Annotated in this window: 17 protein-coding genes, 2 tRNA genes and 2 pseudogenes; 3 read left to right on the forward strand and 18 right to left on the reverse strand. The window is 32.6% G+C overall.

The window, feature by feature from the left end; genetic code table 11:
• From EUBIFOR_RS12300 to EUBIFOR_RS01370, 11 genes are all read right to left on the reverse strand, one after another.
• Window positions 1-848, reverse strand: an 848-nt coding sequence (locus EUBIFOR_RS12300; RefSeq protein WP_003864088.1) for an O-antigen ligase family protein, incomplete at its 3' end; no start/stop codon positions are given.
• Between the two features lie 52 nt (window positions 849-900).
• Window positions 901-975 (reverse strand) — tRNA-Thr (locus EUBIFOR_RS01325).
• A gap of 32 nt (window positions 976-1007) precedes the next feature.
• Entirely contained in the window at window positions 1008-1823 is an 816-nt protein-coding gene (locus tag EUBIFOR_RS01330) for a hypothetical protein (RefSeq protein ID WP_003864089.1), read from the reverse strand.
• Between the two features lie 14 nt (window positions 1824-1837).
• Window positions 1838-2293, reverse strand: coding sequence for a hypothetical protein (locus EUBIFOR_RS01335; RefSeq protein WP_003864090.1), 456 nt, complete (start codon window positions 2291-2293; stop codon window positions 1838-1840).
• A 35-nt stretch (window positions 2294-2328) separates the two neighbouring features.
• Entirely contained in the window at window positions 2329-3108 is a 780-nt protein-coding gene (locus EUBIFOR_RS01340) for a SagB/ThcOx family dehydrogenase (protein WP_003864091.1), read from the reverse strand.
• A gap of 13 nt (window positions 3109-3121) precedes the next feature.
• A complete protein-coding gene (locus EUBIFOR_RS01345; RefSeq protein ID WP_003864092.1) occupies window positions 3122-4591 on the reverse strand; it encodes an ATP-binding protein in 1470 nt (489 codons plus the stop codon).
• Entirely contained in the window at window positions 4588-5856 is a 1269-nt protein-coding gene (locus tag EUBIFOR_RS01350) for a vWA domain-containing protein (RefSeq protein WP_003864093.1), read from the reverse strand. Before EUBIFOR_RS01350 ends, EUBIFOR_RS01345 begins: the two co-directional genes overlap by 4 nt.
• The gene (locus EUBIFOR_RS01355; RefSeq protein WP_003864094.1) at window positions 5856-6761 is read right to left on the reverse strand and encodes a leucine-rich repeat domain-containing protein; all 906 of its coding nucleotides are present in this window, start codon (window positions 6759-6761) and stop codon (window positions 5856-5858) included. The genes EUBIFOR_RS01350 and EUBIFOR_RS01355 overlap by 1 nt, the downstream gene beginning before the upstream one ends.
• Before the next feature lie 62 nt (window positions 6762-6823).
• A tRNA-Leu gene (locus EUBIFOR_RS01360) sits at window positions 6824-6907 on the reverse strand.
• Between the two features lie 85 nt (window positions 6908-6992).
• On the reverse strand, window positions 6993-7226 hold the full coding sequence (locus EUBIFOR_RS01365; protein WP_147344669.1) for a hypothetical protein: 234 nt from the start codon (window positions 7224-7226) through the stop codon (window positions 6993-6995).
• A gap of 202 nt (window positions 7227-7428) precedes the next feature.
• Complete coding sequence (locus EUBIFOR_RS01370; protein ID WP_050755920.1) at window positions 7429-8025, reverse strand: L-threonylcarbamoyladenylate synthase; 597 nt, start codon at window positions 8023-8025, stop codon at window positions 7429-7431.
• Window positions 8026-8097: 72 nt separating this feature from the next.
• On the opposite strand from EUBIFOR_RS01370, the pseudogene mnmE reads away from it, so the two are divergent.
• Window positions 8098-9427: pseudogene (gene mnmE / locus EUBIFOR_RS01375) on the forward strand (tRNA uridine-5-carboxymethylaminomethyl(34) synthesis GTPase MnmE).
• Window positions 9428-9444: 17 nt separating this feature from the next.
• Here mnmE and EUBIFOR_RS01380 read toward each other — a convergent pair.
• The 6 genes from EUBIFOR_RS01380 to EUBIFOR_RS01405 are packed head-to-tail and all read right to left on the reverse strand — an operon-like array spanning window position 9445 to window position 15257.
• The gene (locus EUBIFOR_RS01380) at window positions 9445-10518 is read right to left on the reverse strand and encodes a M24 family metallopeptidase (RefSeq protein WP_003864099.1); all 1074 of its coding nucleotides are present in this window, start codon (window positions 10516-10518) and stop codon (window positions 9445-9447) included.
• A gap of 10 nt (window positions 10519-10528) precedes the next feature.
• The gene (locus EUBIFOR_RS01385; RefSeq protein ID WP_003864100.1) at window positions 10529-11761 is read right to left on the reverse strand and encodes a sensor histidine kinase; all 1233 of its coding nucleotides are present in this window, start codon (window positions 11759-11761) and stop codon (window positions 10529-10531) included.
• Window positions 11754-12431 carry a response regulator transcription factor gene (locus EUBIFOR_RS01390; protein ID WP_003864101.1) on the reverse strand — a complete coding sequence of 226 codons (678 nt, stop codon included), beginning with the start codon at window positions 12429-12431 and terminating at the stop codon, window positions 11754-11756. The genes EUBIFOR_RS01385 and EUBIFOR_RS01390 overlap by 8 nt, the downstream gene beginning before the upstream one ends.
• Window positions 12432-12454: 23 nt before the next feature.
• Window positions 12455-13123, reverse strand: coding sequence for a response regulator transcription factor (locus EUBIFOR_RS01395; protein WP_003864102.1), 669 nt, complete (start codon window positions 13121-13123; stop codon window positions 12455-12457).
• Window position 13124: 1 nt separating this feature from the next.
• The gene (locus EUBIFOR_RS01400; RefSeq protein WP_003864103.1) at window positions 13125-13646 is read right to left on the reverse strand and encodes a GTP pyrophosphokinase; all 522 of its coding nucleotides are present in this window, start codon (window positions 13644-13646) and stop codon (window positions 13125-13127) included.
• Window positions 13647-13703: 57 nt separating this feature from the next.
• Complete coding sequence (locus tag EUBIFOR_RS01405) at window positions 13704-15257, reverse strand: aryl-sulfate sulfotransferase (RefSeq protein ID WP_003864104.1); 1554 nt, start codon at window positions 15255-15257, stop codon at window positions 13704-13706.
• Window positions 15258-15470: 213 nt separating this feature from the next.
• Here EUBIFOR_RS01405 and EUBIFOR_RS01410 point away from each other — a divergent pair, with 213 nt between their 5' ends.
• Together EUBIFOR_RS01410 and EUBIFOR_RS13085 are read left to right on the forward strand one after the other, a co-directional pair.
• Window positions 15471-15956 (forward strand): LURP-one-related/scramblase family protein, encoded by a 486-nt coding sequence (locus EUBIFOR_RS01410; protein ID WP_003864105.1) that lies wholly within the window; start codon window positions 15471-15473, stop codon window positions 15954-15956.
• A 59-nt stretch (window positions 15957-16015) separates the two neighbouring features.
• Window positions 16016-16132: pseudogene (locus EUBIFOR_RS13085) on the forward strand (helix-turn-helix domain-containing protein); the annotation flags it as partial.
• A 140-nt stretch (window positions 16133-16272) separates the two neighbouring features.
• On the opposite strand, the gene EUBIFOR_RS01415 reads toward EUBIFOR_RS13085, so the two are convergent.
• Entirely contained in the window at window positions 16273-16665 is a 393-nt protein-coding gene (locus EUBIFOR_RS01415) for a TetR-like C-terminal domain-containing protein (RefSeq protein ID WP_003864106.1), read from the reverse strand.
• Window positions 16666-16950: the final 285 nt, after the last annotated feature.

Here is a 16950-nt window from a genome sequence, read left to right on the forward strand (position 1 = left end):
AAAGGATAAAACTTTTTATATGTCTGTGGTCCCCATCCGAAAAGTGGATACATTGAAATACATATAAATGCCGTTTTCCAAATCTTAATACGAGATGCGAATGTTGACATATCACTCATTCTAGGGATCAACGATGGTTTTAAAAACACCAAGCCACATACACACAACTCCAATACAATAGATGTAATAAATAATTTCTTCCAACGAACACAATATAAAAAGATAGGAAAAATCAGTACAAAAGGTAAGAGTGCTGTTCTAGATCCCGTTAGATATAACACAAAGAAGTTAAATAATGCCACAATAACATAGCCAATCTTACAAAGAATGTTGTCATTTTTCACAAAACGATACATACACATGACACATACAAAATCAATGACCATCGCATAAATGTTCGCATTCATAAATGTCGATGTAATTCTTCGCTTTGGTGAATTAAAGATATGGAATTCTAAAAAGGTTCTCCCATTCGCAATTGAAATCTGATTAAATTGATAAAGTCCATAAATAGCTGCAAAAATAGATAGAATTATAACTAAATCACACATCTTTTCAAAAGTGTTCTTTGTGATGCTTTTTCGATAATAAGCTCCATATAAACCAACCAACACAAATAGCCATGTATTGCCTAGTCCTGTCCAGTTTGAATGCAAAATCGTAACAATGAATTCTAAACCAATAAAGCTATATAAAAAAATGGCTCCCGTTTGATTTTTTATGGCATCCACTAATTTATGACGACAAAAAGCCTGCACCAATATGCATGCAATTCCAACACTGGCTATTTGATAAGGTAAAAAAAGAAAGCATGTCGCCAATAAAAGCATTTTTTCATCTAAATTCATAGATTCTCCCTTCAAAAAAAGAAGCTGGATAAACCAGCTTGATTTTAAATCATGGTGCCGACTATCGGATTTGAACCAATGACCTACGCGTTACGAGTGCGTTGCACTACCACTGTGCTAAGTCGGCATATCGACTACCCATAAGGATAGCCTTTTTTTCTAAGATTGTAAAGCAGCAATTTGTTGCTGATAATATGCGATTTGTTGCTGCAGAGAATACAACATTTGATTGTTTGTATCAATTTGCGACTGAATCTGTGAACGATCCTCATCACTAGCATTCGCCAAATCCGATTCCAAACTTTGCGCATATTGCGCATATGTATCATAATCTTGCTGCAAACTATTTAAACTAGCTTGATATTCTTGGATTTTTGAAGCATTCTCAGACTTCTTTTGTTCCTCTTCTTGTTGAGCCTTTTCTTGAGCTGCCGTTTTTAATTCAGCTTGTTCTTTACATAAATCAATAAAATCTTTTCCTGTTTTTGATTTTGATAAAGAATCCACTTCCTTTTTCAAGCTCTTTGATAAAGAACTATACACCGACTGCATATCGGCAACAGCCATCTTTTCTTCATCGGATTTTGCATCCCATCCATTCAACAAATCAACAATCTGTTGGTAAGCTGGAAGCTTCACTTCTTCTTTTGTCTTTTGAAGTTCTTTTACTTCCCTTAATAAAGCCGTATAAGACTTTCCTGTTTGTTCTTTAAAATATGCATTGATTGACGTTTTTTGTTTATCTAAAAGCTTTTTATACCCAGAATTCAAGTCAATAAGTTCTAGCTTTTCAGCATCCGACATCATATTATCTCCATACTCATCCGCATAAGATACTAACTTATCATATGTTTTCTGCTGAGCTGGTGAAACAATATTTTGTGGATCATAAACCAATACTTTATATGAATATACACCTAAAGCAGCTACACCTAATAAGATACATCCTAAAATAATCTTTGTGACCTTACTCATAGGTTTCTTTTTCTTCAGTTTCTTTTCTTTAGGCTCTTCTTCTTTTTCTTTCTTTGGTTTTTCTTTCTTTTCCTTTTTTCCTTCTTTTCTTGTTTTTCTTTTAATTTCTTTACTTGCGAAGGCAATAATTCATCATCATCATTTGACATATCTTGCAACATTGTATGTACAAGATCTAATGCATCACTCGACTGCTCATTTTCAATAGATGAAGTTGTAAAATCATCCTCCATATGTTGGGAGTCAACTTTATTTTCTTCATAAAGACGCTCTTCTTCCGCAATTGTTTTTTGTCCACGCTCTTTTCGAAGCATATCTAAAGCAGAAGACATTGTCTTTTCTGCAAGTCTTCTTTCATCTTCCGTCATCTGATGAACCTCTTTCGGTTTTTTCAGTTCCTCGTTATATTCTGTTTTTTTATCTAAAAGTGCTTTTGAATAAGCATCTATATTCTTATCATTTTTACTCATAATATATTTCCTTAGTTCCAATCTATTTTAACACATTATAAGCCTTCTTTTTCAACAAATTCATAAAAAGATTTTTCTTTCGCAAAATCCTCTGGATTCACCTTCCCAACTGGCTGCGAGTAAAGAATAAACTCGTTTTCGCCATCCAATTCAAACATTTCATCACAAATCGAAGTCACACAAGCCCCAATCCCACAAGTTCCTAAGCCAATACTTGTACTTGCCAAATATATATTCTCACCCACATGACCAAGATCAACCAATGCGATTCGATGTGCAAGATGACCATAACGCCATTCCGTTCGGTACGGTACGTAGCTAAAATACAAAATCACATTGGCTTTTAAAGCCCATAATTGATCGCATAAGGAAGATGCCAAAACATCTGACACTTTATCAATAGGATTCAAAAACTCAATACAATGTTTTAGAGGCAAATAATGATAGGTTCCAGGATCTAATCCTTCTACATTTTGACATACAAAATATAGTTCAAAGCCATGACGAGCACCTCCAGAAGGTACTGTACGCAAAGTCGCATACTTTTTACCACGAATTTGTTTCACACCTTGACAAGTCCAAAGAATATAAGATAGTTCTAATAAGGACATTGGCTCTTGCGTATACACACGACTACTGTGACGTGTATTAATAATATCTAGAAAGTTTGAACAAATTTGTAGCGCATCAAAATTTTTAGGAAGTTCAATGGATTCCTTTCGCATTGACTCTTTTACCAAAGGTGGTTGTGGAATTTTTTTATCTTGATCCGATTCAAATTCTTCCACATCATATTTTAATTCTGAATAATCCATATAATTCCTTTCTTTAATGAGCTAACTCATCTAATAATCTTGCCTTTTGGCTTCCAATTAATAAAACCTGTTTGTATTTTTCATATATACCAATTGTATGTGAACTTAAATACAAAGCCATTTCAGCTGACATTATTAAATTTGTGACAAATATTGTCATTTCCTGACCATTCTTAAATGCACTTTCCATAAATTCAAACGCATTTTCTATTTGAAGTTTCAAATCCGATTCAATCGACTCCATGTTTTCTTTTTGTTTAAAGAATGGTTTTGTACTACAATCAAAACGCGACTTAGAATCTAGGCTTGCATCCACATTCACCTTTTGTATCTGTTCTAAGACAAATTCATATTCATGTTTTTGAGCATCACTTAATAATTCAGCCTGCAACTTATCATGATACAAAGCTATAAATTCCTTTACATGATCCACATAAGATACATCCATATGATTTCGATAATTTTTTAGAAAACCAAACCATAAATCTGTACAATGTTTTTCAAAAGAATATATATTCACTTGTCTTAATAAACCATCCATCACTAAATTGACTACAGATACTCTTTCATCAAAATCCGCATTAAACAAACGAGCATAAATAGAACTTGATACATTTCCATTTAAAATATCATCAATGCCATAATCATCCTGATATTTTTTATACACCAAATAATAGGCGAAAACATCTTCTGCAATATCTTCATGATGTAAATATTCATAGATCGTATCTTGCGATATTTCCAAAAGCATCTTTTCGTATGAATAAAGTAAATACGATAAATCTTCCCAGCCTCTAGCCGTCACAAATTCCATACCATCTACACTTGTTGAAACAGTATAAAAATTGTTAGGTTTTAATTCTAGATAGCTTAAAATCATCGGATGAATATGTTTTGAGATCGCATATTCTTTCCAAACATAATAATCCGTTTCTACATGAATATAACGAATACGATCCATTGTCACAACATCAAAATCACGAACCGATTTATTATATTCACTCGGATTTCCTGCAGCCACAATAATCCATCCTGCCGGAACCTTTTGATTTCCGAAGGTTTTATTCTGTAAAAATTGAAGCATTGTAGGAGCCAATGTTTCAGACACACAATTGATTTCATCAATAAATAGAATTCCTTCTTTTAAACCCGTTTCTTCCATCTTTGAATAGACACTCGCAATTATTTCACTCATTGTATATTCTGTAATTGAATACGTTTTGCCTTGAAATTCCTTTTCTTGAATAAAAGGAAGTCCCACCGCACTTTGACGCGTATGATGCGTAATTGTATAACTGACAAGCCCTATTTGACATTCCTTTGAAATCTGTTCCATAATCTGTGTTTTACCAATACCCGGAGGACCAATCAACAATAAAGGTCGTTGATTCTTAGATTCAATTTCATATTCACCAAAGCTATTCTTCGATAAATATGCCTGTACTGTATTTTTTATTTCATTTTTTGCCTGTAATATATTCATATTTTTTCTTCCAATCTATACTGAATTGCCCAAGAAGGCACTTTACTTTGATCATAATCTTCTAAATAGATAAATGCCGTTTTATAAGCTGGACACTTTTTTGGATAAACGCCCTTTCCATCTGTAAAATAAAGTAAACCACAAAGATTTTGAAATACTTGTTGATTCACCAAATCATTCACATAGCTAAACACCGGCCTAAAATCGGTGTTGCCTCCCCCTATTAGAGTAAATGAATCCAACAAACGATTCATTTCATTTTGATTGGAAATGACATCCTCTTTTCGAATTCTATCATCACATTGAATGATATATACCTTACATGATTTATAAAACATATTTGAAGTGCTTAAAATACTATATGTATTTGATATAAAACGCTTCGCAAGATTTTCATCAATCGAATAACTTGTATCCAACGCAATCACAAACTCATAGATCTTTTTGACTTCTTTTGTCTCTAACGGCTCAATCAAAGGCATATTTTTATAAATAGACATACCATATGTGTAATACGACAAATCGAATTCATCCTCATTGATCTGCATTTCTTCTTTCATAATACTAAAACGTTTAAAAAATTGTGAAAATGAATACTTCGATTTTTTTGCCTGTAACCTCGATACAAGAAAAGCATCTCCATCGTCATTCTCTTTACCTTTTTGTTTATGATCAAATACTGTCTGTTTGGCAACACTTTGCCACTTCTTTTGTACCGAAGACGATTGAGGTGTTTTTTCATCCTTTTCTTTAGGCCACGATGCATGATCATCCACCACAAATTCATAATATAAATTTTGAATATCATCCCGTGTACAAAGCCATTCATAAACCGTAATACAACTCAATCCATCCAACTTTTCAATTTGGTGATATACATCTTTTCGAGCATAGGATAAGATTCGTGAAACACTTTTTTTATGCATTGAATCCAATGTATATTCCACCACAATATCACAAGCTACATTCCAAATAAATTCTATACGATTTTTTCTTAGCCAAATATGACTATAAAGACAATGTAAAATACTATGTAAGTAAGCACGATTTAAAAAGATCGAATTCTTTTGAAAAAGCTCAATCACCTTCAATGGATTATAATAAAAATAAATTCCATTTGTAGCACATACACTTACATGCTCATCCTCTTTAAACATCAACGTATTTAACGCTGTTAAAAAATGTGGCATATCCATATAGAGTTCAGAGCGAACAAGCTCTAATATATGAATTGCCTTTTCTTTTTCCCAATCCCTTTGTCGCATTAAAAATCCTCAAAAGAATATGCGGATGATGTTTCCATCTTCTTATTCTTTAATTCCATCAATACAGTTCGAGTTTCCAAATCTTTTTCCATAGAAATCAATACATCTAAAGCTTGTACATCCATACATTTTTCTTCTATTAATTTTTCAACCATAACACATATATCTTTATATGTATGTAAATAAGAAGTCAAATCATGTGCTCTTAAATAAGGAATGTATCTCTCAGATCCCGTCATAAATCTAAGAATCGCAACATGAAAGATACAAGATTCACTTTCTTCTGCACATAATTTTTCAAAACAGGCATCATAACCATCAAAATCAATTTTACCGTCTTTAAAACACTGTCGCATACGAAAGCCTTCCCCTTCGATATTCAAGGCAAAGATATGGGCCGGTCCCACTTCATCATAACCCCCGTTGTATTCTGGATAGAATATAGAACCATCTATAAAATCGACTTCAATATCCCAAGTGATTTGAGTTAGTATTTGTTTTAAAATCGTGATACAAAATATAGAACAGTCATAATAGATATGATTGAGTCTTAAACAATTCATAAATACATCACTGCCAATACACATTAAACTAGAAGGTAAAAATATTTCTTTTAGCTTTCGACAATTGTAGAATGCATAATCCCCTAGTTTTGTGACTGTCTTAGAAAGCTTAACACTTTCAACATCACTACCACTACACTCATAATAACTAGAAGGAATTTCATGACTTAAAACAGAATTAGATAGATCGACTTCCTTTTTAGAAAAGCAATAGTTTCCTATTTCACGCACAATATATCCATCAATGAATTCGGGTATTTCTATTGTGGGAGTCGATGCATACACACGCTTGATGCGAATTGAATCTTCATTTATTTTTTCATAATATACACAAATTTCCATATGGAAATTATAACATAAAACAAAAAAAGACAACTACCGAAGTAATTGTCTAAATTTACAAGTGGTGCGGGTGAAGGGACTCGAACCCCCACGCCGAAGGCGCCAGATCCTAAGTCTGGTGCGTCTGCCAATTTCGCCACACCCGCATTTCCAACGTGCTCACATATAATACACTAACGCAAAATAAAATGCAAGCATTTTTTAAAAAAGAAGCTACATTTTTGTAACTTCTTAATGTAAAACAGTCGGTTGATGCATCATTTCGATTTCTTCCTGAACATAAGCCTCTACTTTTTCTAAAAGCTCATCCGTAACTTCGATGTCTCCAATCATAAAAGGACCATCTTGCATATTGCCTTCTTTCACAAACTTAATTTGTGGAAGCTGTGGCATACGATGATTTCCTAGTTGTTTTTCAATTTTCTTCAATTGCTCTAAAATAGGTTCGGCAATCTCTCTAATCATTTCTTCTTCTGTCATACTCAGTATTATAATAAACCCCCATCATTTTGACAAGTTTTAACATATGTTTAAATTGTATTCGAAACCATTGAATCCATTTTAAATCAGAGTAACATACTACATGAACTACTAGAAGCATACTACTTCTAGATTTGTTCATACGCACCCTGGCCTATGCTTTTCAACATAAGTTCTGGGTGCTTTTTTATAGAACTGAATTTAGTTCTTCTAATGAAATAGGTCCTGGTCTTAAAATAACTAGCTTATCTTTTGTGCAATCTACAATTGTACTTGCCTGTAATGCTTTGCACGTACCCAAAACAATTCCATCTATTTTTGGAAGTTGTTCATATACATCATCACTTGTAAGTGCTGTCTTTTCTCCAGATTGATTGGCACTTGTAACTAAGATTGGACAATTCAATTCGTCAATCACATCTAAGATAAATTTTTCATCTGGAATACGAATCGCAATCGTACTTAGGCCATTTGTATACGCTGGATCGACACTTTCTTTTACATTGACAACTAAAGTTAATGCGCCTGGCAAAAACTTAGCGGCAATCTTTTCGATTCTTTCATCCACTAAAGCGACTTGTTTCATTTGTTCTACATTTGAAACCATCATCGGAATAGGTTTCGTTTCTGGACGATGTTTTGCGCGTTTTAATCGTTCTAAATCGTCTAAATTACCATACTTTACACCTACACCATACACAGTATCTGTAGGTAAAGCTATAATTTTATGTTCATTAAATGCACACACCACTTCGTGTACTTGATTTTTTGTATATTCTATCATGTTTACACCTCTGTCTAAGACATTATACATCTTTTATGATAAAATACACTAAGAAAGAAAGGATGTTTTTTTATGTTTGAAAACACAATTGCGGCTATTTCCACTTCTTTACAAGATGGTGCCATTTCCATCATTCGTTTAAGTGGAGATCAAGCTATTGAAATCACTCAAAAAATATTTGACCGTAATATTATGAATGCGAAAAGTCATACGATTCATTATGGCTTTATTATAGATCCAGATAAAAATCCAGTGGATGAAGTTTTAATCTCTATTTTTAGAGCACCAAAAACATATACACGAGAAGATATTGTAGAAATCAACTGTCATGGGGGTACTTTTATTACACGTAAAATCTTATCCATGGCCTTAAGTGCAGGAGCCGATCTTGCCAAGCCAGGAGAATTTACGCAACGTGCCTTCTATCACGGAAGAATTGACTTATCCCAAGCTGAAGCCGTTCAAGACATGATCGAAGCGAGCAACAACACAGCTGCTACTATGGCGATTCATGGAATCAAGGGAAGTGTAAAAAAAATTACTCCAACCTTTGATTGATGATTTAATGGATATTATTGCACAAATCGAAGTGAATATTGATTATCCTGAATATGAAGATGTCGAACAATTGACCACAAATGACTTATTACCCAAAACAAATGATTGGTTAGAAAAAATTGATCACATTCTTTCTCGTGTTCAAACGGGACAAATGTTAAAAAAAGGAATTGATACTATTATTGTTGGTAAGCCAAATGTTGGTAAATCCAGCTTACTGAATGCACTTCTTGAAGAAGATAAAGCCATCGTTACAGATATTGCCGGAACCACAAGAGATTTGGTTGAAGGCCAAATTCATATTGGTAGCGTTCAATTAAACCTAATTGATACAGCGGGCATTCGTGAATCAAATGATAAGATTGAACAGATTGGTATCGAAAAGAGTCAAGAAAAATTAAAAGATGCCAAATTGGTTCTTTTAGTCTTTGATGGTTCTAAAGAGTTGGACGAAGAAGACAAACAATTATTAGAACTGACAAAAGATAAAATGCGCTTAATTATCTATAATAAATTAGATAAGGCAGAGGCAAATAAAGATGGCATTTGGATTTCAGCTTCCAATAAAGAGATTCAGCCATTGATTGATGCCTTAGAAAATCTGTATCAAAATGATTTATTAAAAGAAGATCCATTACTTTCAAATGAGCGTCAAATTGGTTTATTGAATCTAGCCAAAGAAGATATGTTAAGAGCTAAGGAAGCCATGAATAGGATGGTAGAGCCTGATTTAATTGAGATTGATATTCAGGCAGCTCATGATCACTTGAAAGAAATCTTAGGTGAAGTTCATAGAGAAGATTTATTGGACACTTTATTCTCTAAATTCTGTTTAGGTAAATAGTAAGAAAAATGCGATGATTAGCCAATCATCGCATATTTTTTATCTACTTTATTTAATACAATACAGCCATCTTCAGTAACTAAGACTAGATCTTCTACACGAACACCCATTTTATTTGGCAAATAAATGCCTGGTTCAATTGAGAAAATCATGCCTGGTTTTACAGTTTCCGTATTTGTAGAACTTACATCTCCAAATTCATGATCTGTTTGACCAATAAAATGTCCAAGGCGGTGTGTAAAGTATTCGCCATAGCCAAAACTTGCAATATAATTACGAGCCGTTAAATCAATATCACATAAACGAACGCCTGGACGAATGATTTCTTCTGCTTTTTCATTGGCAACACGCACTATATCATGAATCTTTTTATATTCATCACTTGCTTCTTTACAGAAATAAGTACGTGTCATATCGGAACAATAACGATCTTTTTTTCCACCAATATCGATCACAATACTATCTCCGGCTTTTAATACAGAATCATCTGGCATGTGGTGAGGATCAGCACCATTTGCTCCAAATGAACAAATTGGTGGAAAAGAAACTTTTTGACATCCCAATAACTTATATTGTTCAAGTATAAAAGCTTCTACTTGTTTTTCAGTCATACCTTCTGAAATGAAATCTCTTGTACGTTCCATCACCACATCGTTGATCTGTGAATTTTCAATCATACATTCAATTTCTTTTTCATCTTTAATAGCACGAGTAGCATCCACATATTTTGATCCTAACACAACTTTTAATCCTTCACATTTTTCCATTAAAGGAATCAAGAAGCGTGCTGTCCAATCTTTATCAATACCAAGCGTTTCTTTAGAATCAATCACACTTGCCAACATTGAAATTGAATCGTCTGTATCACTGTACCAAATTTCTTCGCAATCCTTTTGTTCAACTGTAAATAATGTATTTAAAAATAATACTTTTCTTCCTTCATCATTCAAATATAGCGCAAACATTCTTTCCCCTGGACCTACATCCACACCGGTTAAATAATAGATGCTGCATGGTTCACTCACTAAGATTTGTTTAAGCCCATCTGTTTTCATTTTTTCAATCACTTGATTGACTCTTTTTTGAAACATAATTTTCCTCCTAGAAATTCAAAGTAAATTCTGTACCTTGTTTTTCATCACTCGTCACACTTAATTTAATTTTATGACTTTGTGCAATCTGACTTGCGATCGATAGACCTAAACCAGCTCCACCTTGATATTTTCTTGATTTATCAACACGATAGAAGCGTTCAAATACATGTTTTAAATCTTCAGGCGGAATATAACTATCCGTATTACGAATCGTAAGAACGGGTTTATTTTGTATCTTTGCCAACTTAAAATATATCTTTCCACCCTTAGGTGTATATTTGATCGCATTGTCCAAGAAAATCAAAATCAATTGTTTTAATTGTGACTCATTTCCATGTACCTCTATATTCTCTTCCACTTCATCGATTAAATCAATACCTTTTTCAAACGCAATCGATTCAAATGGTAAAACACAATGAAAACATATATCACTCAAAGAACAATTCTGCATCGAAATTTCAATTCGATTCGCATCATTTTTGGCAAGAAACAACATATTTTCTACAAGCTTACGCATTCGATTTGCTTCACTTTGAATGGATTCTATCCATTTTTTCTGTGAAGAAATAGATTCTGTAGAATGATTTAATAACACATCACTATCGGCTAAAATAACGGTTAATGGCGTTTTCAATTCATGACTAGCATCGGCGACAAACTGTTTTTGTTTATCCCATGCTTGCTCAACTGGTTTTAGTGCCCATTTACTTAAAATACAACTTAATATAAAGAATACAAGTAATACACTCGATCCAATTTGTACAGATATAATCAACATTCTTTGAAAAGAGGACTGCATATTCGATATATCCACAAAGGCTACGGCATAACCAGAAGGAATAAGGGTATCCTCATTCACTTGATAGTTCGTAATCTTTTCTTTTTTATACGCAAACCCAAGTTTTTTTAGTACGCCCACATCCTCTTTATGTTCTACACTTTCAATCAAACTTTGTGCATCTTCTGCATATATATTCCATACTGTACGACTTGTGATCATATATTCATAATCAGAATCTGTATAGATCACAAAGGAATTCCCATTAAAATTACGACTATTTCCAAATGAAATCGAAAAATCTTTATCTTTTAACCGCAAAGCCATTTCCAAACTTCGTTCGACATCCTTTTTATCGTGGACATAATTTGAGCAGCAAACTATGCCAAATACAGATAGTAGAATGACACTGACAAAGGACATTAAAATCAAAATGAATTTTGTCTGTAATTTTTTAAGCATCGCATACCTCAAGTCGATATCCAACTTTTCGAATCACTTTGATTGAAACTTGACTCTTTAAAAACTTCAATTTCTTTCTTAAGAATGAAATATATACTTCGACATTATTATCCATCGCATCACTTTCACTTCCCCATACCGAAACAATCAAATCATCTTTAGAGGTAATCATTTCTGGATGCGACATTAATTGTTTCATTATTTCAAACTCTTTGTATCCCAAATGAATATGTTGACTCGCGCAATACAACTCGCAAGTATCAAGTTGTAAAGAAAGATCTTCATATTTTAATTCATGAACGATGACTTCCCCTTTTCGTCTTGTCAGTGCATTGATGCGAGCTACAAGTTCAGCAGCTGAAAATGGCTTTGTCATATAGTCGTCTGCACCTACATTCAAGCCTTTGACTTTATCCGGAATTTCATCTAATGCCGACAATAAAAGTGTAGGAGTCTCAATCTTATTTGCACGCATCTTCTGTACAATTTCAAAACCATTCATACCCGGAAGCATGATATCTAAAATAGCTACATCATAATATCCGCTTAGTGCAAGATCTAAACCTTCTTGACCATCATAGGCCATCGTAACTTGCCATTTTTGTTCTTCTAATATTTGTGCAATCGCATACGCAATATTTTTTTCATCATCCACAACTAATATATTCATATTGCCACACCCTTTCTTCTTTTTTATATATTAACACACAGTTCTATATTTTCTTCATCAAATTTTATATATGCTTTCGAATCTAACGCTTTTAATTTTCTATTTACATAAGATACATAAAGTGAAACAGTTTTTACATCTACATCCACCTTATTTTGCCATACTTTTTCAATCACAAGCCATACAGGTACTCGATTTAATTCACTTCGAATCAACAAAGAAAGAATACTACATTCATATTTAGACAATTGATATTTTATATTCTTACAAGAAAGCGTCTCTTCTTTCTTATTCAGTAGAATATCCTGAAATTGTAAATAAGAATCATCTACTATATTTTCTTTTAACATCACTTTGATTCGAGCAATCAATTCCTTTGTTGAAAAGGGTTTGGATAAATAATCATTGGCTCCTAAATCAAAACCTTGAACCTTATCATCTACTTCATTTAGTGCACTTAAAAGTAATACAGGAATATCTATTTTCTTCTTTCGTATAATAGACAATACTTCATACCCATTCTTTTCTGGCATCATTATATCTAAAATCAATCCATCATAGATTTCTTGAGAAATCAAACGAATGGCACTCTTTCCATCAAAACACACATCGCAATTATAGCCCGCATCTTCTAAAACCGCTTTTAATGCTTGAGCCAAATTTTCTTCATCATCCGCAATCAATAATCGCATATTAACCCTCAATTCTATCTTTAATTGTCTGAAATGATAAGTCTAAAGAAGCAATTTCATCGGCACATCGTTTTAACTCACTACGAATTAATTTTTCATCTTCAATATCTTTCTTATAATGAATTTGATGTTCTAGATTTGCCCAAAAATCAAGTGCAATCGTTCGCACCTGAATTTCAACTAAACATCCATCTACTTTAATAATCACATGTAGACTTCGATATCCACTTGGTTTGGGATGCCTTAAATAGTCTCTTACTTGCACCACTTCAAAACTAGAATTGATCCAATCTTTTACTTCATAAATTTCATCCACAAATGAACAAATGATGCGAATACCAATAATGTCATGAAGTAATGCATAGTCATTGCCAATCTTTTTTAAAACACTTTCCGGCGATTTGATCCTAGAAGTAGTATATTGTATACAAGCTAATGAACTCAATTCAATCGTATTTAAAACCGAATCGAGTACTTTCTTAAACTTATCATAATCTGTTCCATAAAATTCTTTATATGTCATACCATAAATATACTAAACAACACTTAAAATTGGCTTAAAAAAGTTAGAGATTGCTCTCTAACTAAAATAATATCCTTTATAATCATAATAATAGATTCGATAAATAAATCGATCATTTTTCTTTATACTGAACTGTTGTTCAAGATTTCCATCCATATCATAAATGGATAATAGTCCTGCAATTCCTGAATCTACGACAATATGATCGCCTAGATTTTGTGCACTGGATACATAGGCACTAAATGGAACTTCAAACGAATTGACTAATGTATATGTACCTTCATTTTCATCCACTAAATATTGATAATAATACGATGTTGTACCTTCTGTAATACTTATTTGAATTCCTTCATTTACCGTCCAATCATAATCTTTTCTTGTCTTTGAGTAGCCAAAGTTGTTGTTAAACATATATAGATAGTATTGACCTGATTCAAGCAAATCATCTTCCATATAGGTTACAGTATGTTGTCCTCCACTTGTCAAGAAATCACCTACTTTTGTATATAGATATTCTGTATAATCCGTATCTTTCCAGAAATCTTCATTTCCAATAATATAATCAATACTTGGATTTGTGCTTACATCCTTGATTTTAATGATTGAACTTGTTTCTCGAGAAGAAAGAATAACACTATCATCATTTAGATATTGAAGTGTATTGATATGCATCCAATCCCATTTTGAACCTTCCTTATGGTCCGTGCTTTCTTTGTAGCTTTTAAATAAATCTTCTAAATCTAATAATTCACTTACTTCTTCCGTCTCTACATCTAATTTAATAATGCAGTCTTCTACACTATTCTTCTCTTCATTTGTAGCTAATAAAATCAAATTTCCATCCTGATCAAATTGATAATCGTGATGAACTATATAATTGCCCAAATTATAAATGTGTTCAATCCTGCCTAAATGATTAATAGCTGCCATTCGATGTGTTGATACACTCATATATAATGTTTGATTTTGCATCAACATACGATGAGAACGATATCCAATAATCGGTATTTCTGATCGTAAGATACCATTTGTATCATACATATAGACAAAATCTTGATCATCGGCATCATTTCCTAATAGTGTATATAAGCCATTGCCTAAGTCTTGTTTAGAACCAGACACTTGTTCAAGTTGTATATCTTCATCACCTAAAAGTGATCCCATTGTATAATTTGTACTTATGCTTTGACTTGTACCATCCTTATAAGTAGCTGTAATTGTGATTGTATTTGTACAATCAGGAATCAATCCAATCAATTGAAACTCATGTTCTTTTTGATATTCTTTTGCCTGATAAGCTGTAGCTGTAAAATCCGCATAATCAGCACAACTTACTGTATATGTAATTTTAGCCGCTTTGTATGTATTAAAATAAACATACATCGATTGTGTATTGGTTGAAAATGGATTGTATTTCATAAACATATTTTGAAGTGTATAGTTTCCATTTCCTTTTTCATTTTCTAAATCTGATAATGCCTGCTCTTGAAACTGAGTCGTATAGATTTTATTGACTGTGACTCTTGATTGATCATCTTTATAGATTCCATATCCAATCGTAAGGCCTATAATCAATACAAATATCAATATGTTTCCGAGTCTTTTCTTCATAACAAATTCACCTCAGAAGCATTGTATTATGTTTTCCTTAAGATTTCCTTAAGTTTTCTTAAGAATTTAAAAATTGTCAAAAAAAAGAAATAGGCATGATTATTCTAAGGGCATGAAAAGTATAATCACCTATTTCGTGAGTGAGTATACATATTAAAACTTAAATAAACCTTAAAAGATATTCAATGCTATAATTGGGATGGTGGTGAAATTATGAAGCTATTATTTAAGCAACGATTCTTTTCCTGGTTTGACAGTTATGATATATACAACGAAGATGGTCAGGTCATATATCAAGTTGAAGGAAAACTTTCTTGGGGACATAAACTCGTCATTTATGATCAAAATGGAAATGAAGTGGGTACAGTTTTAGAAAAAGTGATAACTCTTCTTCCTAAATTTGAAATCTATAAGAATAATGAATATATTGGATGTCTATCGAAAGAATTATCTTTCTTTACTCCACATTACAACATTGACTACAACGGATGGCATATTGATGGAACTCTTACTGAATGGAATTATACAATTGTGGATGAAAGCTATGTTACTGTAGCGATTATTCGTAAAGAAATATTTAATTTTACAGATACTTATGTCATTGATGTTAAAAATCCAGAAAATGTATTGGATGCACTTATGTTTGTCTTGGCTATTGATGCAGAAAAGTGTACTCGTAACAAGCAACAAAATTATTAGCACTCAATCATTGTTATTATGACGTTGGTTTTGTCTAGTCGCATAAAGTCCTATTTTTCTATAAGTATAAGACACCTTATCAAATTGTGAAAATGATAAACCCCAACTCAAAAGAGGATATGGAATTGTTACGGGAAGTATTAAGGAATAACCATTTTGATGATGAGGACGAATAATCTTTTTCCTCTTGTGAGAAAATACAGCAAACAAAAAGCCCAATCAAGAGTGCAAAGCACCACCAATGGTGGCAAGCTCTTGACAGGGCTTTTTCTTTTCTGTTGTGGGTAATCAAGAGGAAGAAAGGGATAGTATATCGCTAATTCCTCTTGATTAAAATATTAGGAACACAATTTTTTATAATTTCAGCAAGTTGCTTTTCACTAATTTTGCAGTCTGTGTCTACCCAATGTTTTAACGTCATAGTAAAACCAGCTTGAAAATTGATAAAGTAATACAAAATATCTTCCTTGTCAAAAATACCGACCTCTTTACATCGTGGTTCAATAATATCCCACAATTTCTCATATCCCTGCTTTAGAGGAAATGATTTTCTAGTTTGCAAATTGACTTTGTAAAAATATTTATGTTTTTTAATATGTTCCAAAAATAGTAGGAAAGAATGTTCTGAAAAAACATAACTTTCTTCATTGCCGTTTTGGTAACTCAATAATAACTCTTCTCGAAGTGTCTGTTCCATCTTATCTAACATATCGTTAATATCAATAAAATGGGCATAAAAAGTGGAGCGATTAACTTGAGCCTTTTCGCAGATTTTTTTACGGTTATTTTTTCAAACTCCATGTATTTCATAAGTTCCAACATAACCGACTGCATACGAATTTCTGTATCTTTAAATCTTTGATTGTTTTTTGTATTCATATTATGTACCTTTTTTATTATTCCAACACAATTCGTGTTATTGATGATTGATTATAGTATCATACCAAACCATAATGTAATTAACAAGAGAAAAACTTCTCTTGAAAGATAAAAT

Origin of the sequence: Holdemanella biformis DSM 3989 (assembly GCF_000156655.1) — a bacterium.
GTDB lineage: Bacteria > Bacillota_I > Bacilli_A > Erysipelotrichales > Erysipelotrichaceae > Holdemanella > Holdemanella biformis.